Consider the following 20965-nt stretch of genomic DNA (forward strand, 5'->3'; position numbering starts at 1 on the left):
AAAGAGTTTTAAAAACCAAGGATGGACTTTGAAGGGAGAAAAATAATGGATAAGTTACAAATCGATAATTTATTATATAATGTAGAAAGACCAGCTAGGTATTTAGGGAATGAGTTAAATAGTGTACATAAAATAGTTGATGAAAATATGATTAGATTTGCATTTTGTTTTCCAGATGTTTATGAGGTAGGAATGAGTCACCTGGGAATGCAGATTTTATATAATTTACTAAATAAACAAGAAAGCATTTTCTGCGAAAGGGTTTTTACACCAGCCATAGATATGGAGGAAGAAATGAATAAGAATAATATTCCTCTATTTGCCTTAGAGAGCAGGCAACCTATTAGAAATTTTGATTTCGTAGGATTTACTCTGCAATATGAACTAAGCTATACTAACATATTGAGTATGTTAAAACTAGCAGGCATCCCTATTTATAGTGGAGATAGAAAAGACGAAGATCCTATTATAATTGTAGGTGGACCTTGTGTGTACAATTGTGAGCCAATAGCAGATTTTATTGATATAGCAGTATTAGGAGAAGCAGAAGAAGTAATTTTAGAGATTACAGATCTGTATAATAAATTTAAAAATGGTAATTATAATAGACTTGAATTCTTAAAGCAAGCTGCTTTAATTGAAGGAGTGTATATTCCTTCACTTTATGACGTAAATTATAATGAGGATGGAACTATTAATGGAGTTACTCCAAAGTTTGATGGAATACCAAAGACAATACGCAAAAGAGTAATTAAAAATTTAGATGATGTATTTTATCCTGAGGAAATTATTGTACCCTATTTAAACATTGTTCATGATAGAATTATGATGGAAATTTTTAGAGGATGTATTAGAGGCTGTCGTTTTTGCCAAGCAGGTATTATATATAGACCTGTAAGAGAAAAATCTTTTGATAGGTTACAGGAGATAACAAAGAATCTTGTTTCAAGCACAGGGTATGATGAAATTTCACTAGCATCTTTAAGTACCAGTGACTATTCACAATTGGAAGATTTAGTTAGACATTTAATAGATGAATATGGCAGCAAAAAAATAGGTATATCATTACCCTCTTTAAGATTAGATAATTTTTCTCTTCAATTAATTGAAGAAATTCAAAAGGTTAGAAAAACTGGGTTAACATTTGCACCAGAAGCTGGAAGTCAAAGACTTCGAGATGTTATTAATAAAGGAATAACAGAAGAAGACCTAATTAATGCTACTGAAAATGCATTTAGTTCTGGTTGGAGTAGTGTAAAATTGTATTTTATGATTGGCTTGCCTACCGAAACAGATACGGATATTATAGGAATTAAAGATCTGGCCTTTAAGGTAGTCGATGCATATTACAAAACTCCAAAGGAACAAAGAGGAAAGGGATTGAATGTTACAGTAAGCGCTTCCACTTTTGTACCAAAACCATTTACACCTTTCCAATGGGAACCACAATCTACATTAGATGCAATATATGCGAAACAGAAATTGTTAGTATCAGAGCTTAAGCATAAAAATATTACATTTAACTATCACGATTCTAAAACAAGCTTACTAGAAGCCGTATTTGCTAAGGGAGATAGACGACTTTCAAAGGTGCTTGAAATTGCATTAGAAGAAGGTTGCAAATTTGATGGCTGGATAGAACATTTTAATTTTGATAAGTGGATGGCTATATTTGATAAGGCAAATATTGATCCATCTTTTTATGCTAATAGACGTAGAGAATATGATGAAGTATTGCCATGGGATCATATTGATGTAGGAGTTAGCAAGCAATTTTTAATAAGAGAAAGCGAAAATGCTAAAAATGAAAAGGTGACAGCTAATTGTAGGACAAGTTGTGCTGGCTGTGGAGTTAATCAAATTTTTACAGGGGGAATATGCTAATGATAACCATACGTTCTAGATTTTATAAAAAGGGAGACATGGTGTTTATTTCGCATCTAGACCTAGTAAGAGTTTTTGAGAGGGCAGTTAGGAGGGCTAATATACCTGTTGCTTATACACAAGGATTTAATCCTAGGCCTATTATGGCATTTGCTACTGCCTTAGGTGTAGGAGTAGTTAGTGAAGGGGAATATATTGATATACAGTTAAGTGAAAAGTTAGATTCTAATTCATTTACAGAGAAGTTAAACAACGTATTGCCAGAAGGATTAAAAATAATTAAAAGTTTAGCAATTAGTAATAAGGAACAATCATTAATGTCTATTATTTCAAGTTCTACTTACTTAGTAAAATTACAAACAAAAGATATATTATCTAAAGACAATATTGAAGGATATATAAAGGAATTTTTAGATTATGAATCAATAATCGAACTAAAGGAAAAAAAGAAAAAACCTCATCATAAAAATAGAAAGCCAGAGTTTAGAGAGATTAATATTAGACCATTAATTAAAGAGGTTGAACTATTCTGTATAGATAACCATGAAGTCATTCTAAAAATGCATTTAGCAGCTGGGAGTGAAGCTAATCTTAAGCCAGAGATAGTTATTAGTAAATTAAAAGAAATTACTAATCTAGAAATAGTAGAAGATAAAACGAGGGTTCAGAGATTAGACCTATTTAAGGAAGAAAATGGAGAGTGCATAACTCCTTTGGATAAAGTGGATATTATGGAGTAAAATTAGGGAGTTGATTATATGAACCAAATTATAGTTGATGTTGGGATTAATGAGAATAGACTAGCACTAGTGGAAGATGAAGAGCTAGTTGAACTATATATAGAAAGACGAAATAATAAACGTATAGTTGGCAATATTTATAAAGGTAGAGTGGTTAATGTCCTTCCAGGAATGCAAGCTGCCTTTGTTGACATTGGATTAGAAAAAAATTGTTTTCTTTATGTTAAAGATGCTCTAGGTCAAGAATTTTTTAATAAGGATGAAGATCAATATAATGACATATCGATAAAAGATGTTGTTAAGCAAGGTCAAGAAATAATAGTACAGGTAATTAAAGAGCCAATTGCTAGTAAAGGTGCTAGAGTAACTACGAACATAACATTACCTGGAAGATATCTAGTTCTAATGCCACATACTACATATGTTGGCGTATCTAGAAAAATAAGTTGTTCAGACGAAAGAAGTCGATTAAAAGAAGAAATTGAAGAATTGAAACCAGATAATATGGGTATAATTGTTAGAACTGTGGCTGAAGGAAAAAACAAAGATGATTTTAAGGAAGATATTAAGTTTTTACTAAAATTATGGCAGAAGATTGAGAAAGAAAAAAAATTAGGTTTTGCTCCAAGAGCAATATATAAGGATTTTGATTTAATAAATAAAACAATCCGTGACACCTTTAGTAAGAATATAGATAAATTTATTATAAATGATCCTGATGAATATAAAAATGCTATGGAACTAGTTGAACTACTATCTCCACATTTGAAGGATAGAATTTCTTATTTCGACGAAGCTACTGACATATTTGGATATTATAAAATAGAGTCTCAGATTAACAAGTCATTAAATAGAACAATATGGCTAAAAAGTGGTGGTTATATTGTGCTGGACAACACGGAAGCTCTTACGGTTATAGATGTAAATACGGGTAAGTATGTAGGGAGCATTGATTTAGAGGATACAGTTTTAAATACTAATCTAGAGGCAGCTATTGAAATTGCTAAACAATTAAGATTACGAGATATAGGTGGAATTATTATAATTGACTTTATAGATATGACAAATGAAGAAGATGATCAAAAGGTATTGGATGCCTTAGAAAAAGCTTTAAATAAAGATCGGACTAAAAGCAAGGTTTTAGGAATGACAGAATTAGGATTAGTCGAGATGACAAGAAAAAAGGTTAGGCAAAGACTAGAATCATTATTACAAAAAAAATGTCCATGTTGTGATGGAACAGGTAGATTATTAAATGAATACACATTATTACATAAGTTTGAAAAGGAAATGACTAGAATTAGCGTACACACTAATTCTCAAGCTGTTGTATTTGAAGTGCATCCAACGGTTTTACAGGTTTTCAAACAGGAAGATGGAATAGTAGAAGAAATAGAAAATAAAACTAATTTAAAATCATTTGTACTTTCTAATCCATTTTTACACTACAATGATATAGTAGTAAAGGCCATGGGGAACATTCAAACTATAAAGAAGCTAATAGATGAAATTGACAGCTAAATAGTTGACACTGCAATAACAATATGATAATATATATATCTGTAAGTAGCCGCACGAATCGGGTTTTAAACGTTAGTACCTAGTATTCGGCGAGTTTGGGTCAGGGAGGTGTAATTTATGTACGCAATTATTGAAACAGGTGGAAAACAATACAGAGTTCAAGAAGGAGATACACTATTTGTTGAAAAATTAGAGGCTAATCAAGGCGATGTAGTTACTATTGATAGTGTATTAGCAGTTTCAAAAGACGGTAAATTAACTGTTGGTAGTCCAGTAGTTAATGGTGCTAAAGTTGAAGCTAAGGTTGTTGAACAAGGAAAAGGTAAGAAGATCATCGTTTTCAAATATAAGCCAAAGAAGGACTATAGAAGAAAACAAGGTCATCGTCAACCTTACACAAAATTAGTGATTGAAAAAATTAATGCTTAGGATGTAATAATTTATGATTTCAATCTCTATTTATCGTAATGCTAAAAAAAATATTGAGCAATTTATAGTAAAAGGACATGCCTATGCGGCTGACCCAGGTCAGGATATTGTTTGTGCAGCTGTTTCTGTCTTAAGTCAAACTACAGTATTAGCACTTCATGAAATAGCCCATGTAGCTATTGAATATGAAATTGAAAATGGTTACCTAAAATGTAAGTTGCCAATGAATTTAATGGAAAAAGAGCTATACGAGACAAAGCTTTTAATTGATACAATGCTTTTAGGATTAAATAATATCCGAGAAAGCTATCCACAATATGTTGAGATTCATGACAAGGAGGTGTAAGTCATGCTATTTAGAATAGACCTTCAGTTATTCGCGAGCAAAAAAGGGGTAGGTAGCTCCAAAAACGGTCGTGATAGTATTGCAAAAAGACTAGGTGTAAAAAGAGCGGATGGACAGTTCGTTACAGCTGGTAATATTTTAGTAAGACAAAGAGGAACAAAAATTCATCCTGGTATTAATGTAGGCAAAGGATCAGATGATACTCTTTTTGCAATGGTAGATGGTGTTGTTAAGTTCGAAAGAAAAGGTAAAGATAAAAAACAGGTAAGTATTTATCCAAGAGAAAATGCTGTAGCTGCTAACTAGTAGAAAACCGCCAAGGGCGGTTTTTTTATTGATTTATATTATAGTATATACCAGCAGTAAAAAGAAAATTTATGTGTTTTGTTTAATTGCTAGCTGGTTATACTAAATGTAGTTGACATCAGTATTAATACTGATATAATAAAATGGTAAAATAGTGAAAAGTGTGTGTAATTATATGTTGCTATAATCATAGTATTTTATAAAAACATGTTATAGCAATAATTAAGGGTGATTATATGTTTATTGATAAAGCTAAAATATATTTAAAGGCAGGTAAAGGCGGAGATGGTGCTGTTGCCTTTAGAAGAGAAATCTATGTTCCAGCAGGTGGTCCTGCAGGTGGAGATGGTGGTAAAGGTGGAGATATTATATTTAAAGTTGATGAGGGCATGAGAACCTTAATGGACTTTAGATACCAGAAACACTACACTGCAACCAATGGTGAAGACGGTAAGAATAAAAATATGTATGGTAAAGATGGAGAAGATCTAATACTTATGGTACCGCCTGGTACCATTGTTAGAGAAGAAAAAACTGGAGAAATTATTGCAGATTTAACTATAAACAATGATGAAGTAGTTGTAGCAAGAGGAGGAAAAGGTGGGAAGGGTAATAGCCACTTTAAAACAGCAGTTAGACAAGCGCCTAGGTTTGCTATAGGAGGAGAGCGTGGGCAAGAGTTTACAGTAATATTGGAGTTAAAGTTAATAGCGGATGTAGGACTTGTAGGTTTTCCAAATGTAGGTAAATCCACGTTTTTATCTGTAGTAACTAGTGCAAAGCCTAAAATAGCTAATTATCATTTTACAACTCTTACACCTAATCTTGGGGTAGTTAGAACTAAATATGGGGATAGTTTTGTTTTAGCTGATATTCCAGGACTAATAGAAGGTGCACATGAAGGTACTGGATTAGGACATGAATTTTTAAGGCATGTTGAGCGTACAAAACTTCTTATTCATGTACTTGATGTAGCAGGGTTAGAAGGTAGAGATCCGCTAGAAGATTTTGAAAAGATTAATCAAGAGCTTTATTTGTACAATGAAAAACTTGCAGAAAAGCCACAAGTTGTGGCAGCTAATAAGACTGATATTCCAGGTGCTGATATTAATTTTGAAAAATTAAAATCTACTCTTAATGAACGTGGTATAGAAGCATTTCCTATTTCAGCGGCTACTAGCCAAGGTCTAGATGAGCTTTTAAACTATGTTTCTAAAAGATTAAAAGAACTAGAGTTATTACAAGAAGAAACAGTTGTAGAAGAAGAAAAAGTCTATAGGTATCAAGAGACGGAGGATAAATATCACTTTACAGTTACTAAAGAGGATGATGTATATGTTGTAGAAGGTAGGTTTATTGAAAGACTAGTTAACTCTACTAATTTTGACGACATAGACTCTTTAAGCTATTTCCAAAAAGTATTAAGAAATAGAGGAGTTATTGATAAATTAAAAGATGCAGGAGTTTCTGAAGGTGATTTAGTAAAAATGTATAGTGTTGAATTTGAGTATTTTGATTAGAGACGGGGGTCTATAGAGTAGTATGAACTGTATAAACTGTGAAAATTGTAAACAAGGCATGACAACATACTTTTGTTTAGCTAAAAATGATTTTGTGATTAGCAATGATATCAAAGCAGTTGAAAAAGTTCGTTCTGGATGGAAGAAAGGTAATAAGGAATATGAGGTCCATCGCAGAAAAATAAAACAAGAAGTCGAAGTATAAAGGAGTAGAATGATGCTAACAGGAAAACAAAGAAGTTATTTAAGGAGTATGGCTAATGGAATCAAGCCTATTACTCAAATAGGAAAATCTGGATTAACAGATGCTTTTCTAGAACAACTAGATCTAGCTTTAGATGCAAGGGAGATTGTGAAAGTTACTATTTTGGAAACGAGCTTACTGGATACTAAGGATACAGCTAATGAAGTAGCACAGAGTGTAAGGGCCGAGTTTGTGCAAGCAATTGGAAATAAGTTTGTTATTTATCGTAAAAATCACAAAAATCCTAAAATAGAGTTACCAAAAGGCTAGTGCTTGTCACTGGCTTTTTTCTTAACCAATTAAATAATATAGGGAGAGTAATAAATTGATTAAAGAGTCAAGTTTTAAACCCCAAATTTTTAAAAAAAATAAAATAGGAATAATGGGAGGAACATTTGATCCGATTCACTTTGCTCATTTATTTATTGCTCAAACAGCTTTAGATAGACTTGAGTTAAATAAGATCATATTTATACCAACTGGAAAACCTCCACATAAACAAGAAAGGTTAATAACAGATAGCTATAATCGTATTGATATGTTAAATTTAGCAACTAAAAGTAATCCCAAATTCGAGATTTCGTCTATAGAAATAAATAGAGAGAAAACATCCTATACGATTGATACAATTAAAGAACTACAGCTGTATTATGGAAAGGATACAGATATTTATTTTATTACAGGAACTGATGCATTTATTGATATAGAGTCTTGGAAGGAATATAAAGAGCTTCTAAGTATAGCTAAGTTTATTGTTATGACTAGGCAAGTATTAAACAGTGAATTATTAGATGAGAAGATTGAACTATTTATTAAGGAATATGGGGCTAATATTACTAAAATAGAAATACCAACTTTAGATATTTCATCAACAGATATTAGGAGAAGAATAAGAGAAGGAAATTCCATAAAATATCTATTGCCTGAAAGCGTAGAAAAGTATATATTAAAAAATAGGTTATATATTGATTAGCGAGGTGTGATAGTGGGAGTACATACAATTGAAGAAATTCATCATAAATTAAGACAGAATGTATCTTCACATAGATACACACATACTTTAGGTGTAATAGATGCAGCTATTTATTTAGCAAAAAAATATGGTGAGAATGAAGAAGCTGCATATATGGCAGCATTATTACATGACTATGCTAAGGATTTTTCAAAGGAACAATTGGAAGAATATATGCGTCAAAATAATTTAGAAGTTGATGAGATTATGGCTAATGCATACCAATTAATTCATGGAAAAGTCGCTGCACATATTGCTAAATATGAATTTAATATTTACGATGAAAATATATTAAATGCAATAGAGTATCATACAACTGGTAGAAGAAAAATGAGTAAATTAGAGAAAATTATTTACCTAGCGGATTTTATTGAGTTAGGCAGGAATTATATAGGAGTAGAGGAATTAAGAATGATTGCTGAGAAAGACTTAGATGCTGCAGTTTTACAGGCTATAAATAATACTATAAGTTACGTTTTATCTATGGGAGGTCTATTGCATACCAATACCGTTGAAGCCAGAAATTCATTATTGTATAGGGATAAACAGCATTAGATGACTTTTATTGATACAAAGTTAAATAGAAGAGGTGAATTATGGGAAAAAGAAGAAAACAAAAGCGGAAAATTTTACCGATAATTATAACTATTGCTATAGTACTACTTATTGGTAGTTTTATTAATATATATCGTGCAAATCCTTTTAATACTAATGATAATAACGGTGGATGGGGAAATCCACTGCAGTTACTTAGAGGTAAAAAGGAAAGAATTAATATACTTGTTTTTGGAGTAGATTCTTCAAAGAAACAAAAAAGTGATATATCCCGATCAGATAGTATTATGCTTGTTACTATAGATCCTAATAAGGAAAAGCCTACAATTATTTCAATCCCAAGAGATACTCGTGTTCAAATTCCTGGCAGAAAAAATTCAGATAAAATAAATCATGCCCATGCCTATGGTGGGCCAGACCTGTTAGTAAAAACTGTGGAACAATTTCTTAATATAAGCATTAATTATTATGTGAGGATAAATTATAATGCAGTTATTGAGGTTGTAGATGCTTTGGGTGGTGTTGAAATTGATGTACCAATCAACATGAAGTATAGCGATCCATACGATAATCCCCCATTAAAGATAGATATTAAAAAGGGTTTACAAGTACTAGATGGCCAACAGGCAGTACATTTCATGCGTTTTAGAAAAGGATATGTTAATCAAGATTTAGGCAGAATAGAGGCACAACAGCAATTTGTAAAGGCATTAGTAGATAAGGTGATTTCACCGACAACAATTTTGAAAATTCCTCAACTTGTAGATATTGCATACAAGAATGTTGAAACTAATATACCAAAAAGTAAGATGCTTTCTTTAGGAGCTATGGCTTCTTCTATTAATGTTGATAATTTAAATAAAGTTACTTTGCATGGAGTTCCTAAAACAATTAATGGAACATCTTATTATGTAGTGAATGATGAGGACATAATTGAACTAAAAAATACCTATTTAACAGATGAGCAAAGCAGTTCTTCTATAGTTACAGTGGAGATTTTAAATGGATGTGGAGTTACTGGTATTGCTGGACAATATGCAGATACAGTTAAAGAATATGGATTTGATGTTTCGCGAGTTGATAACTACGAAAAAAACACAATTGATGTATCTTTTATTGAATATGCAAAAGCTTATAAAAAAGAGGCCGAAAATATAAAATCTGAACTTGGTATTAATACATTGATTGAAAAAGATAATAATGATGAAGCGAATATACGAATTATTATAGGAAAAGACTTAGCTAGATAGTTAAGAGTTTCAAATATTCATTGAAAATATTTAATATTAAACAATATAGTTATTGTTATTATACAAGTCTATGGCTTCCTTTAAAACAAAAGGGAGTCATATCTTTCAATCTAGCAAATATATTATTACAGAAGCTTTTTAGAATGTATAGATATGTAAAATGCTAGGGAGGAACATTTCGATGAATATTATTATTGTTTTTTTTATGTTTATTGTAAGTTTGGTAATTATAATTAAAGGGGGAGATTGGTTTGTAGAATCTGCGGTATGGGTAGCTAAGGCAACAGGAATTCCTAATGTGCTAATAGGAGCTACTATAGTAAGTGTTGCAACGACTCTTCCAGAATTATTAGTTTCTTCGATTGCCACATATAATGAATACTACGATATTGCTATAGGAAATGTTATTGGATCAACAATATGCAATATAGGATTGATATTAGGATTAGTGGCAGTTTTAGCGCCTATTAAAATAGAAAGAAAAGGTTTTTTTATAAAAGGAAGCTTCATGTTATTTAGTGCTGCAGTTTTACTTTTTCTATTAAAGGATACAATAATTACGAGAAAAGAAGGTAGTGTACTATTAATCTTATTAGCCATATATATCGTATTTAATATAATAGAGCTCAAAATTGAGTCGAAAAATCAATCTGTAACTAATAGATCTACTATAACAAAAAAGAATGAGGCTTTTAAAATCATAATTAAGTTTGTTGCTGGAGCCATATTAATTGTTATAGGTGCAAAAATATTAGTAGAAAGTGGTTCGGAGATAGCAAGATTTTTAAAAATACCAGAACAGGTTATCAGTCTAACTTTAATTGCTATTGGTACTTCTTTACCTGAACTCATTACAGCTATTAGCTCAATGTTAAAAGGAGAACAAGGAATCTCTGTAGGTAATATTTTAGGAGCGAATATTCTGAACATGTTAATGGTACTTGGAGTTTCTTCTAAAATAGGGAGCAAAGGAATTGTTACTAGCTATCAAAATATTATGCTAGGAACTAAAATTTATAATATTCCACAAACATTGTACCTAGATATGCCTATGTCTCTTTTAGTGATGTTGGTATTAGTCGCTGGAGGTTTATTTTCGAAAAAAATAGGAAGAGCATTAGGGCTATCATTGGTAGTCAGTTATATAATGTATTTAACTGTTTTAGCAAAACTTTTTATGTAATAGTAATATAGGAGGATTTAAATGAAAAAACAACTAATGAGTATTATTTTGAAAATTATGAGTAGTATAGACGATAAATTAGGAGAAAATTCAACAGTTTTAGATCTTAGCAACATTACATCAATATGTGATTATTTTGTTATAGCTAGTGCCTCATCTTCAAGACAAGTAAAGGCAATAGTAGATGCGATTGAGGATAAATTATCAAATGAAGGTTTAACATTAACTCATAAAGAAGGTTATGAATCAGGAAGATGGGTATTATTAGATTATGGTGATATAGTGATACATATTTTTCATGAAGAAGATAGAGAGTTTTATAATTTAGATGGAATTTGGAAAGATGCAAATGAAGTAAATATTGACATCATCTAAATATTAGAATAGAGTATATAATATACAATAAAAAGAGTTATTAATATTTCAATAAAAATTATCTTCAGAGATTTAAGAAAATTTCAACACATGATGAAACTTAGATAATCTATATGAAGAAATAGTTATGGAGGAGATTATGGAAAAAGAAATACATCCAATATTAAAAGGTATTATTCCTCTAATTGATGGTATAGCTGCAACCTTTGGGAAGAACTGTGAAGTAGTTCTACACGAGATAAATGGTTCTAAAAAATCTATTGTTGCAATACATAATGGACATGTGACTGGTAGGTCCCTAGGAAGTCCAATGCTAGATATAGGAATAAAGGCATTAACTAAAGATGATAATGTAAGTGATATTTTAAATTATAGTAATAAAAGCTCTAATGGGCATATTTTAAAATCATCTACTATGTTTATTAAGGATGAAAATAATAATATTATTGGTTGTTTATGCATTAATATTGATATTTCACAGTTTGTAGTTGCACAAAAAGCATTAGAAGAATTAGTACACACTAACTTAGATGCAGAGGTAAGCCTAGAAGATACTGTTTCAAATAATATAAATGATGTTCTTACAAATATTGTAGCACAAACCTTAGAGGCTACAGGAAAACCTGTTGTTTATATGAATAAGGAAGAAAAGGTAAGTGTTGTGAAAAAACTAAATGATCAAGGTGCATTTTTAATTAAAGGAGCAATTGATTATGTTGCTAAAATTCTCTGTGTATCTAGATATACAGTATATAATTACCTTGATGAAATAAGAATAAATGAATAGGGAGGAATACAAATGATGGAAATGATAAATACTGATAAGGCACCAGCTGCAATTGGTCCTTATTCCCAAGGGGTAAGAGTGGATAATTTGCTTTTTATCTCTGGACAAATGCCACTAGACCCAAATACAATGGATATTGTACCTGGAACAATTAAAGAGCAGACAGCAAGAGTAATTGAAAATTTAAAGGCAATTTTAGAAGAAGCTGGACTTACCCTCAATAATGTAGTAAAAACTACAGTATTTATTAAAGATATGAATGATTTTGCTAATATCAATGAAGTATACGCTAGCTATTTTACTGAAAATAAACCTGCTAGAGCATGTGTAGAGGTTGCTAGATTACCTAAAGATGTAGGTGTAGAAATAGAAGCTATTGCTGTAATTAAATAGTAAATTCAAAAGTGGTCATACATTGTATGACCACTTAATTGTGTGGATATAATTTTGGATAAAAGAGGAAGTAAATTATATATTTGTTAGGGGAGAAAGATATGAAAGAGTTTAGTATATTTGATGTTGTAGGCCCAAATATGATAGGACCTTCTAGTTCGCATACTGCTGGTGCATGTAGAATAGGAAAGGCAGCCTATAAAATGGCAGGAGAAGATATTAAAAAGGTAACGTTTCTATTACATGGTTCTTTTGCAAAAACTTATCGTGGACATGGAACTGATAAGGCCTTGGTAGGCGGAATATTAGGTTTTGATCCAGTTGATGAGCGAATAAAGTATTCCTTTGACTTAGCTAGAGAAAAAGGGATAGAATTTATATTTCAGGAAGCAGATTTAGGAGAAGTGCATTCTAATACTGTCAAAGTTATTGTTGAGAAAAATGACGGCGAAATAATAGAGCTAATGGGATCTTCGATTGGTGGAGGAAATATTGTAGTAACAGAAATTAATGGTTTGGAAATAGAATTTACTGGAGAATATGATACATTGATTATTTCTCATGTAGACAAACCGGGGGTTATAGCAAAGGTTACTGCAGTTTTAGCACTTTATGATATTAATATTGCTTTTATGAGGGTATATCGTTATAGTAAAGGGCAAAACGCATTTATGATTATAGAAACTGACAATGAAATTAGTCCTGAAATAGTTTCTTACATTAAAAAGACAATACCAGAAGTTCCACAGGCTTATTTAGTGAATATAAAATAGAATAAGGATAGGTGAAACTGAATGAACTTTACAAATGGAAAAGAGCTACTGGATCTATGTAATAAACATAATAAAAGGATTTATGAAGTGATGCTAGCTAAGGAAGTAGAATTATCGGGGTTAAGTGAAGAAGAAATTCGTGGCAAAATGAGAGAAAGTCTAGAAATAATGAAATCAGCAGTTAATAGTGGACTTAATGAAGAAGTAAAGTCTCTAAGTGGATTAATAGGTGGAGAAGGTAAAAAGATTAAAAAAAGAAGAGATACTCATAAACCCGTATGTGGATTAGTTATGTCAAAGGCTATTAGTAGTGCTATGGCAGTACTTGAGGTAAATGCGGCAATGGGAAGAATTGTGGCTGCTCCTACAGCGGGATCATGTGGTATAATACCAGGAACCTTAATTACTATGCAGGAGGAATTTGGTTTAGAAGACGAAGATATAATTAATGCACTTATTACAGCAAGTGCCATCGGAATGATAATAACCAAAAATGCAACAGTAGCTGGTGCTGAAGGTGGTTGTCAGGCTGAAACTGGGTCAGCGGCTGGTATGGCAGCTGGAGCAGTTGTAGAGCTTATGGGTGGAACTCCAGAGGCAAGCTTGTCCGCTGCATCTATGTGTATTAAGAATATTTTAGGACTAGTTTGCGATCCGATAGCAGGACTTGTAGAAGTGCCTTGTCAGACGAGAAATGCAATGGGCGCAGCTAATGCTCTAATATGTGCAGAAATAGCATTGTCTGGAGTATCTAGTATTATTCCTTTTGATGAAGTTGTTGATACTATGTACAAAGTAGGTAGATCTATTCCTTTTGAATTAAGGGAGACGGCTTTAGGAGGTTTAGCTGACACACCAACTGGTAGAAAAATACAAAAACAGGTATTAGGGGAATAGTGATAAAACACCAAGGTATGAAAACTACATACCTTGGTGTTTTATTTAAATATATTTTTATTAAAATTATATATAGGAGATCTTTTCCTATATGAAAATCTTTTTCTATTTCTTTTTTTAATTCGCAAATATGCAATAAATATTTGCCATAAAATAAATGCACTAATAAATATAACAAAAAACTTGGAAGGTTTTAAAAGTTTAAGTAATATAGGTTGTTCTTCTATAGACTCTTTAGCAATCAAATCTATTTCACCTATAACTTCGTTGTCTAAAGAGTAACTGAGTTTTCCTAGCGCTTGACCTTGAGTAATCGGTGCTTTAATATTTTCATTTATTGAAATACTTTCTGTAATATCACTTAATTTTGTATTATTTGGTATTATAGAAAGTTTATCATTTGCAATGGAAATGTTAACATAGTTCTCTTTACCATTTTTTACAGGAACTTTAAGTTGGTCAGAATTTTTTCCTGTTAGTGATACTAACTTAAAGTTTGCATGCCCATAGTCAATTAAAGTTCTAGAATCACTATAGACATCTACACCTTCTGCTCCAAGTATAACGGAAATTAAACGATGATCGTCTTTAACTCCAGAGCTTATAAGACATTGCTTAGCTGCGCCTGTATACCCTGTTTTAATTCCATCGATAATATCATATTTAATATTTATGTACTTTCCATCATAAAGCATTTGATTCCCAATACCTGTACCCCATAAAAACTTATTTGTATTGCGATAATATCTAGTTTCTGGTGTTTGTTCTGTCGGTTCAAATGTTAGCATAGGAGTATTTACAATTTCTCTAAAAAGGTCAAAACTCATAGCATGCTTTGCAATCATTGCTAAGTCATAAGCTGTGGTCACATGACTCGTGTCTGGTAAACCGTGCGGATTGGAGAAATTAGTATTTAATGCACCAAGTTCTTTGGCACGTTGATTCATCATCTCGACAAACTTTTCTACAGAGCCAGCTACATGAATAGCTAGTGCCTCCGCAGTGTCGTTGGCAGAACGAATCAATAGGGCATGCAAAAGTTCTTTAACTGTAAATGACTCTCCCCTTAAAAGATACATGCTAGAACCATCTACATAAAGATCGTAATCAATAGTAACCTTATCATCTAAGTTAGCATTCTCTAATACTAAAACGGCTGTCATTACTTTAGTAGTACTTGCTGGATAAGTTTGCTGATGAGCATTTTTATCGAACAAAACCTTTCCTGTTTCGTAGTCTATTAGTACTCCATTCGGAGCAGTAATAGTAGGAACTTCTTGAGCAAAAGTAATGTTTGATATGGATGTAACAATAAAAACTATTAAAGTAAAAATTAATAAGTATCTCCACTTATATTTCATAGTCCCCCTACCCTTCATATAATAAAACTGATTATCTAATATAGTATACCAGAAATTATAAAGAAAATTAAGGAAAAATTATTATTAATAAAAGGGAAAGTTGTAAATAGATAGAAATATAATAACTAAACTCTTATTTTCTTACAATATAATAATTAAATTATTGAAAAGAGGGATTATATGAATTTAGGTAAAAAACAAAATCTAATAATAGTTATTGCAATTACAGTTATAGTGTTAGGTTTCTCAATTTCTAACTATATAAAGCAGCAAAAAGTCTATGTCCTAAGCCATGAGGAAAAAAAAGATATTTTACATGAAAGTAGTACAGAAAGTGGTAAAGATAGTAGTAGCAATAGAGATGAGATCAATAGTGAGAAAATAGTAGTACATATAGAAGGTGAGGTTGTCAGCCCTGGCGTATACGAATTAGATAAAGATACAAGGGTTTTTGATGTTATTGAAGCAGCTGGAGGATTATTAGAAACAGCAAATCGGAAAAAAATTAATTTAGCTAAAAAAATAGTAGATGAAGAATATATATACATCCCTAGTGAAAGTGATGAAAATGTAGAAATTCAAAATATAACTAATGCACCTATAACGACTAATATTAATAAAAATGAAAGTCTTGTAAATATTAACAATGCTAGTATGACAGAATTAAATAGCCTACCAGGTATAGGAGAAGTATTAGCTAACAGAATAATAGAATACAGAAGTGAAAAAGGGGATTTTAAATCTGTAGAAGAATTAAAAAACGTAAGTGGAATAGGGGATAAAAAATTTAGCGAAATAAAGGATAAGGTAACTGTAAAATGATAACAGGTTTAAGTATAACAATAAATGATGTATAATATATATGATTTATTATATTATGTAGTTTAGCGATTATTATAGGTATATTAATAAGGAGGATTAGGATGACAAACCCTCAAAGACTTACACAAATGACTACAAGCTCAGGCTGAGCGGCTAAAATAGGACCAGATGTCCTTGCGCAGGTTCTGTGCAATTTACCAAAAGTAGAAGATAAAAAACTAATTGTAAGCCTAGATACTTCTGATGATGCAGCTGTATATGAACTTAATGAAGACACAGCTCTAATTCAAACTCTGGACTTTTTTACACCAGTTGTAGATGATCCATATACATATGGACAAATAGCAGCAGCCAACTCATTAAGCGATGTATATGCTATGGGAGGAAAACCACTTATGGCAATGAATATTGTATGTTTTCCAAGCTGCTTAGACCCTAAAGTACTACAAGAGGTACTAAAAGGTGGGGCAGATAAAATAATAGAAGCTGGGGCATTATTAGTTGGAGGCCACACTGTTGAGGATAATGAGCCTAAATATGGACTTTCTGTTACTGGAGTTGTTCACCCTAAAAAAGTATTAGCTAACAGTACGGCTCGAGTGGGAGATTATTTAATACTTACAAAGCCTGTTGGATTAGGAGTATTAAATACAGCTATAAAAGCAGATATTGCTTCTAAAGAGCAATATGATATCGCTGTAAAAACTATGGTTACATTGAACAAATATGCTTTTGAGGCAATTGAACATGTAAACATTTCTTCCTGTACAGATATTACAGGATTTGGTTTTCTTGGACATGCTTACGAGATGGCAAAGGGGAGTGAAGTATCCTTAGAGATTTACTCAGATAAGATTCCTATACTAAAAGGAGCAAGAGATCTTGCTAGTATGGGTATTATACCGGCTGGTATGTATTCTAACAAAAAGCATATTGAGAAAGAAGTAAGAATAGTAGGAAATATAGAAAATGTGATAGAAGATTTACTGTATGATCCCCAAACGTCGGGAGGTCTGTTGGTAGCAGTACATGAAGCTGATGTAGAAAAGGCTCTTGAAAGCTTATCTATCAATACAGATATTAAATTTTCTATTGTTGGAAGGGTTCTTCCAAAGGGAGAATATGCTATTTATTTAAAGTAAATAAATTTAAATAAATATAATAAAAAACGGGTACATTTTAGTAATGTATACCCGTTTTTTATTGACTATAATATTATTTATTAGGACCTTTTGCAAATGATTTATCAGCAAAGAACTCCTTTGTTAGCTTAAACACTACTCCACTTAATCCTAATAGACCTATTAAGTTAGGAATTGCCATTAATCCGTTCATAGTATCAGCTATACCCCAAATAAGCTCTAAGTTAGCAACAGTTCCAACGAATACTAGTGGTATCCAAAGTATTCTATAGTACTTCTTAACCTTTGGTCCAAATAAATACTCGGCACATTTTTCTCCGTAGTATGCCCAACCTAAAATAGTAGAGAAAGCAAATAGTAAAATACCAATTGCTACTATAATGCCACCAGGTCCAGGAAGACCTCTGTTAAATGCTGCAGTTGTTAATGCAGCACCTGTTAATTGTTCTCCACCAGTATTTGCTGGTAACCATACGCCAGTAGATAATATGGCTAAAGCAGTTACAGAACAAATAAGGATTGTATCAACAAATACTTCAAAGATTCCCCATAGACCTTGACGTACAGGATGGTCAGTTTTTGCAGCAGCATGGGCGATTGGAGCAGAGCCAAGACCAGCTTCGTTAGTAAATACTCCACGAGCAACCCCGTATCTCATAGCCATCATAACTGCTGCACCTGCAAATCCACCAGTAGCAGCTCTAGCTGAAAATGCATGACTAAAGATTTCTGCAAAAGCACCCGGAATACCACTTGCATTTAATATAAGAATTAATACAGCACCAATTATATAGAACAAAGCCATGAAAGGTACTAACTTTTCAGTAACAGAAGCAATACGGCCTATCCCCCCAATTATAACAAGTGCAGCACCTACCGCTAATACAATACCTGTAACATAGTGAGGAATATTAAAAGTAGCATTAATCGCCTCAGCAACAGAGTTAGATTGAACCATATTACCAATACCAAATGCAGCAAAAGCTCCTAGTATTGCGAATAATGTAGCTAACCATTTTAAATTAAGTCCATTTCTAATATAGTACATTGGACCTCCTGACCAACTACCGTCAGCATTTTTTTCTCGATATTGTACAGCTAATACTACCTCGGCAAACTTTGTCATCATACCGAAGAATGCAGAAATCCACATCCAAAATACAGCACCAGGTCCACCAAGAGCAATAGCTGTAGCAACTCCAGCAATATTACCTGTTCCAACTGTAGCAGCTAAAGCCGTTGATACAGCTTGAAAAGGAGTAATATCTCCATCTTCGCCACCTTCTGATTTAACAAAAATTTTCATTAGAGTTTCTTGCATAGCATAGATAAATTTTCTAATTTGGAAAAAATTAGTTCTAAATGTGAAGAAAATACCTGTTCCTACTAATAATACTAGCATATAAGGACCCCAAACTAGTCCATTAAGAAAATCGTTAATTTGCTCTATTGTGCTTAAGAATGCAAACATATACAATCCCCCTCTAAATATTTAGATTAATTATTAAAAATGTAAAATAATTATTGAATAGTTTTTTATGAAGTATTGTTGAGTATTAAATTTAAAAGATAATATCAATTAATAATTAAAAAATAAATACATAATTAATTAACTAACCAACCATTTTATTGAATATTCCGAAAAATAAGCACGCCTCCTTGATTTGCATATTTCAATGAAGTTGATAAAAAAATAACAATAACCACATAGGAAACTATTGTAAAATTGCCAGTACATTTTTAATTAGGTATATATTATCATAATAATAAGAAAATTAAAATAGATTTTTACAAAATTTATAATGATTATTATAAAATTGCTTACTTATTACTTAATTGTTACTTAAAATATGTTATTATGTATTAAATATTGGTGCATACTCTATCTTGATCTTTAAAATAGTATACTAGTGTGTAAAATATGTTATAATCTATATATCTATATATCTTATAGAAAGAACATGATAGAAGTAAAAAATCATAAATTTATCATCTTTAGGAGTGAATTAGTTATGAGCAAAGGAAAAATACTTAGCACATTACCTTCAGTGGATGAGCTATTGAATCATAAAGAAATCTTAACTTTAGTGCAGGAGGTTCCTCGTAGAGTAGTTGTAAATGAAATACGTAGGAGCATAGAAAATTATAGAAAAAAAATATTACAAATAGATGAAACATCACTAAACACTTTTAAAATAGATATAGAAGAAATTATTTATAATATAATTAGCAACAGTCATAAATTTATGAGAATGAATTTAAGAGAGGTCATAAATGGTACGGGAACAGTGTTGCATACTAACTTAGGAAGATCTCTTTTAAGTAATACTATTAAAGATGAAATATGGGATATAGCTTCTGGATATTCTACACTAGAGATAGATGTTTCAACAGGAAAAAGAGGAAGTCGTTATAGTCATGTTACTGAAATTATAAAATTTTTAACTGGGGCAGAAGATGCCCTAGTTGTTAATAATAACGCAGCAGCGGTCATGCTTGTACTTAGTACAATGGCTAAAAACAAAGAAGTAATTGTATCAAGAGGAGAATTGGTTGAAATAGGAGGATCCTTTAGGGTTCCGGATGTAATGGAGCAAAGTGGTGCTAAACTTGTAGATATTGGAACAACCAATAAAACACATTTATGGGACTATGAAAATGCTATAGGTGAAAATACCGCCGCATTTTTAAAAGTACATACTAGTAATTATAAAATACTAGGGTTTACAGATAGCGTAAGTGTTAAGGATTTAGTAGATTTGGGCAAAAAAAACAATGTACCTGTAATTGAAGACCTAGGTAGTGGTGTATTAGTGGATTTACAAAAATATGGTTTAACTCATGAACCTACTGTTCAAGAAAGTGTTGCTGCTGGTGCCGATATAGTTACTTTTAGTGGAGATAAATTATTAGGAGGTCCACAGGCAGGCATAATTGTAGGTAAGAAATGTTTTATTGATAAAATGAAGAAAAACCCATTAACTAGGGCATTTAGAATTGATAAATTGACTATGGCAGCATTAGAGGCAACTTTAAAGCTTTACTTAGATGAAGAAAATGCTATAAAAAATATACCTACTTTAAGAATGCTAACAGAATCACTTGATTCTATTAAGAAAAGGACTAACGTATTATATGAAATGATTTCATCTAAAGGACTAGATCTAGAAGTTAATATTAGTAGTGATTATTCAGAGGTTGGTGGAGGTTCTTTGCCTTTAGAGAAACTACCAACATGTACGTTGACACTTAAATCTAAAAGCATTTCAGTATCGCAGTTAGAAAACAAGCTTAGAAAATATAGCAGACCTATTTTTACAAGAGTACAAGACGACAGAGTAATAATTGATTTGCGTACAATAAAACAAGAACAATATGAGATAATAGTACAAGCATTAGTGGAAGTTATGAAATAGGGGGCTTTG

At 31.7% G+C, this 20965-nt stretch carries 23 protein-coding genes; 21 read left to right on the top strand and 2 right to left on the bottom strand.

Features of this window, described 5'->3' with window-relative positions:
- The first annotated feature begins 45 nt into the window (after positions 1-45).
- The 18 genes from KQI88_RS14915 to sdaAA all read left to right on the top strand — a co-directional run bounded on the left by KQI88_RS14915 (position 46) and on the right by sdaAA (position 14215).
- Positions 46-1884, top strand: a complete 1839-nt coding sequence (locus KQI88_RS14915) for a TIGR03960 family B12-binding radical SAM protein (protein ID WP_216418658.1) — start codon at positions 46-48, stop codon at positions 1882-1884.
- The gene (locus KQI88_RS14920) at positions 1884-2624 is read left to right on the top strand and encodes a TIGR03936 family radical SAM-associated protein (RefSeq protein ID WP_216418661.1); all 741 of its coding nucleotides are present in this window, start codon (positions 1884-1886) and stop codon (positions 2622-2624) included. Before KQI88_RS14915 ends, KQI88_RS14920 begins: the two co-directional genes overlap by 1 nt.
- An 18-nt stretch (positions 2625-2642) precedes the next feature.
- Positions 2643-4145, top strand: coding sequence for an Rne/Rng family ribonuclease (locus KQI88_RS14925; protein WP_216418662.1), 1503 nt, complete (start codon positions 2643-2645; stop codon positions 4143-4145).
- A 117-nt stretch (positions 4146-4262) separates the two neighbouring features.
- Complete coding sequence (rplU, locus tag KQI88_RS14930; RefSeq protein WP_212377420.1) at positions 4263-4574, top strand: 50S ribosomal protein L21; 312 nt, start codon at positions 4263-4265, stop codon at positions 4572-4574.
- A gap of 13 nt (positions 4575-4587) precedes the next feature.
- Positions 4588-4920, top strand: coding sequence for a ribosomal-processing cysteine protease Prp (locus KQI88_RS14935; protein WP_216418664.1), 333 nt, complete (start codon positions 4588-4590; stop codon positions 4918-4920).
- 3 nt (positions 4921-4923) lie between these two features.
- On the top strand, positions 4924-5226 hold the full coding sequence (gene rpmA, locus KQI88_RS14940; RefSeq protein WP_216418666.1) for a 50S ribosomal protein L27: 303 nt from the start codon (positions 4924-4926) through the stop codon (positions 5224-5226).
- A gap of 236 nt (positions 5227-5462) precedes the next feature.
- Entirely contained in the window at positions 5463-6746 is a 1284-nt protein-coding gene (obgE, locus tag KQI88_RS14945) for a GTPase ObgE (protein WP_216418668.1), read from the top strand.
- A gap of 22 nt (positions 6747-6768) precedes the next feature.
- Positions 6769-6951, top strand: coding sequence for a hypothetical protein (locus tag KQI88_RS14950; RefSeq protein ID WP_216418670.1), 183 nt, complete (start codon positions 6769-6771; stop codon positions 6949-6951).
- A gap of 12 nt (positions 6952-6963) precedes the next feature.
- Positions 6964-7260: a YhbY family RNA-binding protein gene (locus tag KQI88_RS14955; protein WP_216418672.1), complete on the top strand. Its 297-nt coding sequence runs from the start codon at positions 6964-6966 to the stop codon at positions 7258-7260.
- Positions 7261-7315: 55 nt separating this feature from the next.
- Positions 7316-7963 carry a nicotinate-nucleotide adenylyltransferase gene (nadD, locus tag KQI88_RS14960; RefSeq protein ID WP_246579330.1) on the top strand — a complete coding sequence of 216 codons (648 nt, stop codon included), beginning with the start codon at positions 7316-7318 and terminating at the stop codon, positions 7961-7963.
- A gap of 12 nt (positions 7964-7975) precedes the next feature.
- On the top strand, positions 7976-8557 hold the full coding sequence (gene yqeK / locus KQI88_RS14965) for a bis(5'-nucleosyl)-tetraphosphatase (symmetrical) YqeK (RefSeq protein ID WP_330656250.1): 582 nt from the start codon (positions 7976-7978) through the stop codon (positions 8555-8557).
- 41 nt (positions 8558-8598) lie between these two features.
- A complete protein-coding gene (locus KQI88_RS14970; protein ID WP_216418676.1) occupies positions 8599-9807 on the top strand; it encodes an LCP family protein in 1209 nt (402 codons plus the stop codon).
- A gap of 181 nt (positions 9808-9988) precedes the next feature.
- On the top strand, positions 9989-10990 hold the full coding sequence (locus KQI88_RS14975) for a calcium/sodium antiporter (RefSeq protein ID WP_216418678.1): 1002 nt from the start codon (positions 9989-9991) through the stop codon (positions 10988-10990).
- Positions 10991-11011: 21 nt separating this feature from the next.
- The gene (gene rsfS, locus KQI88_RS14980) at positions 11012-11365 is read left to right on the top strand and encodes a ribosome silencing factor (protein WP_216418680.1); all 354 of its coding nucleotides are present in this window, start codon (positions 11012-11014) and stop codon (positions 11363-11365) included.
- A 139-nt stretch (positions 11366-11504) separates the two neighbouring features.
- The gene (locus KQI88_RS14985) at positions 11505-12152 is read left to right on the top strand and encodes a helix-turn-helix transcriptional regulator (protein ID WP_216418682.1); all 648 of its coding nucleotides are present in this window, start codon (positions 11505-11507) and stop codon (positions 12150-12152) included.
- 15 nt (positions 12153-12167) lie between these two features.
- On the top strand, positions 12168-12545 hold the full coding sequence (locus KQI88_RS14990; protein WP_281417641.1) for a RidA family protein: 378 nt from the start codon (positions 12168-12170) through the stop codon (positions 12543-12545).
- A gap of 101 nt (positions 12546-12646) precedes the next feature.
- Positions 12647-13318, top strand: coding sequence for an L-serine ammonia-lyase, iron-sulfur-dependent subunit beta (gene sdaAB / locus KQI88_RS14995; RefSeq protein WP_212377444.1), 672 nt, complete (start codon positions 12647-12649; stop codon positions 13316-13318).
- A gap of 21 nt (positions 13319-13339) precedes the next feature.
- The gene (gene sdaAA / locus KQI88_RS15000) at positions 13340-14215 is read left to right on the top strand and encodes an L-serine ammonia-lyase, iron-sulfur-dependent, subunit alpha (protein ID WP_216418687.1); all 876 of its coding nucleotides are present in this window, start codon (positions 13340-13342) and stop codon (positions 14213-14215) included.
- A gap of 41 nt (positions 14216-14256) precedes the next feature.
- Here sdaAA and KQI88_RS15005 read toward each other — a convergent pair whose 3' ends face one another.
- A complete protein-coding gene (locus tag KQI88_RS15005) occupies positions 14257-15576 on the bottom strand; it encodes a D-alanyl-D-alanine carboxypeptidase family protein (RefSeq protein ID WP_216418689.1) in 1320 nt (439 codons plus the stop codon).
- 180 nt (positions 15577-15756) lie between these two features.
- Here KQI88_RS15005 and KQI88_RS15010 point away from each other — a divergent pair, with 180 nt between their 5' ends.
- Together KQI88_RS15010 and selD are read left to right on the top strand one after the other, a co-directional pair.
- Entirely contained in the window at positions 15757-16398 is a 642-nt protein-coding gene (locus KQI88_RS15010) for a helix-hairpin-helix domain-containing protein (protein ID WP_216418691.1), read from the top strand.
- Between the two features lie 101 nt (positions 16399-16499).
- Positions 16500-17540 (top strand): selenide, water dikinase SelD, encoded by a 1041-nt coding sequence (gene selD / locus KQI88_RS15015; RefSeq protein WP_216418692.1) that lies wholly within the window; start codon positions 16500-16502, stop codon positions 17538-17540.
- A gap of 73 nt (positions 17541-17613) precedes the next feature.
- Here the strand turns inward: selD and KQI88_RS15020 are convergent, their stop codons facing one another.
- Entirely contained in the window at positions 17614-19011 is a 1398-nt protein-coding gene (locus KQI88_RS15020; RefSeq protein ID WP_216418694.1) for an alanine/glycine:cation symporter family protein, read from the bottom strand.
- A gap of 541 nt (positions 19012-19552) precedes the next feature.
- Between KQI88_RS15020 and selA the strand changes: the two genes are divergently transcribed.
- Positions 19553-20956 carry an L-seryl-tRNA(Sec) selenium transferase gene (gene selA, locus KQI88_RS15025; protein WP_216418696.1) on the top strand — a complete coding sequence of 468 codons (1404 nt, stop codon included), beginning with the start codon at positions 19553-19555 and terminating at the stop codon, positions 20954-20956.
- The last annotated feature ends 9 nt before the right edge of the window (positions 20957-20965 follow it).

Origin of the sequence: Alkaliphilus flagellatus (assembly GCF_018919215.1) — a bacterium.
Classification (GTDB): domain Bacteria; phylum Bacillota; class Clostridia; order Peptostreptococcales; family Natronincolaceae; genus Alkaliphilus_B; species Alkaliphilus_B flagellatus.

Bases quoted from the DNA above. Each gene is read 5' to 3' on its own strand.
- KQI88_RS14915 (WP_216418658.1), top strand. From the start codon at position 46: ATGGATAAGTTACAAATCGATAATTTATTATATAATGTAGAAAGACCA.
- KQI88_RS14955 (WP_216418672.1), top strand. From the start codon at position 6,964: ATGCTAACAGGAAAACAAAGAAGTTATTTAAGGAGTATGGCTAATGGA.
- KQI88_RS14935 (WP_216418664.1), top strand. From the start codon at position 4,588: ATGATTTCAATCTCTATTTATCGTAATGCTAAAAAAAATATTGAGCAA.
- rpmA (WP_216418666.1), top strand. From the start codon at position 4,924: ATGCTATTTAGAATAGACCTTCAGTTATTCGCGAGCAAAAAAGGGGTA.
- KQI88_RS15005 (WP_216418689.1), bottom strand. From the start codon at position 15,576: ATGAAATATAAGTGGAGATACTTATTAATTTTTACTTTAATAGTTTTT.
- obgE (WP_216418668.1), top strand. From the start codon at position 5,463: ATGTTTATTGATAAAGCTAAAATATATTTAAAGGCAGGTAAAGGCGGA.
- KQI88_RS14990 (WP_281417641.1), top strand. From the start codon at position 12,168: ATGGAAATGATAAATACTGATAAGGCACCAGCTGCAATTGGTCCTTAT.
- KQI88_RS15020 (WP_216418694.1), bottom strand. From the start codon at position 19,011: ATGTTTGCATTCTTAAGCACAATAGAGCAAATTAACGATTTTCTTAAT.
- KQI88_RS14985 (WP_216418682.1), top strand. From the start codon at position 11,505: ATGGAAAAAGAAATACATCCAATATTAAAAGGTATTATTCCTCTAATT.
- KQI88_RS14925 (WP_216418662.1), top strand. From the start codon at position 2,643: ATGAACCAAATTATAGTTGATGTTGGGATTAATGAGAATAGACTAGCA.
- KQI88_RS14970 (WP_216418676.1), top strand. From the start codon at position 8,599: ATGGGAAAAAGAAGAAAACAAAAGCGGAAAATTTTACCGATAATTATA.
- sdaAB (WP_212377444.1), top strand. From the start codon at position 12,647: ATGAAAGAGTTTAGTATATTTGATGTTGTAGGCCCAAATATGATAGGA.
- rplU (WP_212377420.1), top strand. From the start codon at position 4,263: ATGTACGCAATTATTGAAACAGGTGGAAAACAATACAGAGTTCAAGAA.
- rsfS (WP_216418680.1), top strand. From the start codon at position 11,012: ATGAAAAAACAACTAATGAGTATTATTTTGAAAATTATGAGTAGTATA.
- sdaAA (WP_216418687.1), top strand. From the start codon at position 13,340: ATGAACTTTACAAATGGAAAAGAGCTACTGGATCTATGTAATAAACAT.
- KQI88_RS15010 (WP_216418691.1), top strand. From the start codon at position 15,757: ATGAATTTAGGTAAAAAACAAAATCTAATAATAGTTATTGCAATTACA.
- selA (WP_216418696.1), top strand. From the start codon at position 19,553: ATGAGCAAAGGAAAAATACTTAGCACATTACCTTCAGTGGATGAGCTA.
- KQI88_RS14975 (WP_216418678.1), top strand. From the start codon at position 9,989: ATGAATATTATTATTGTTTTTTTTATGTTTATTGTAAGTTTGGTAATT.
- KQI88_RS14920 (WP_216418661.1), top strand. From the start codon at position 1,884: ATGATAACCATACGTTCTAGATTTTATAAAAAGGGAGACATGGTGTTT.
- KQI88_RS14950 (WP_216418670.1), top strand. From the start codon at position 6,769: ATGAACTGTATAAACTGTGAAAATTGTAAACAAGGCATGACAACATAC.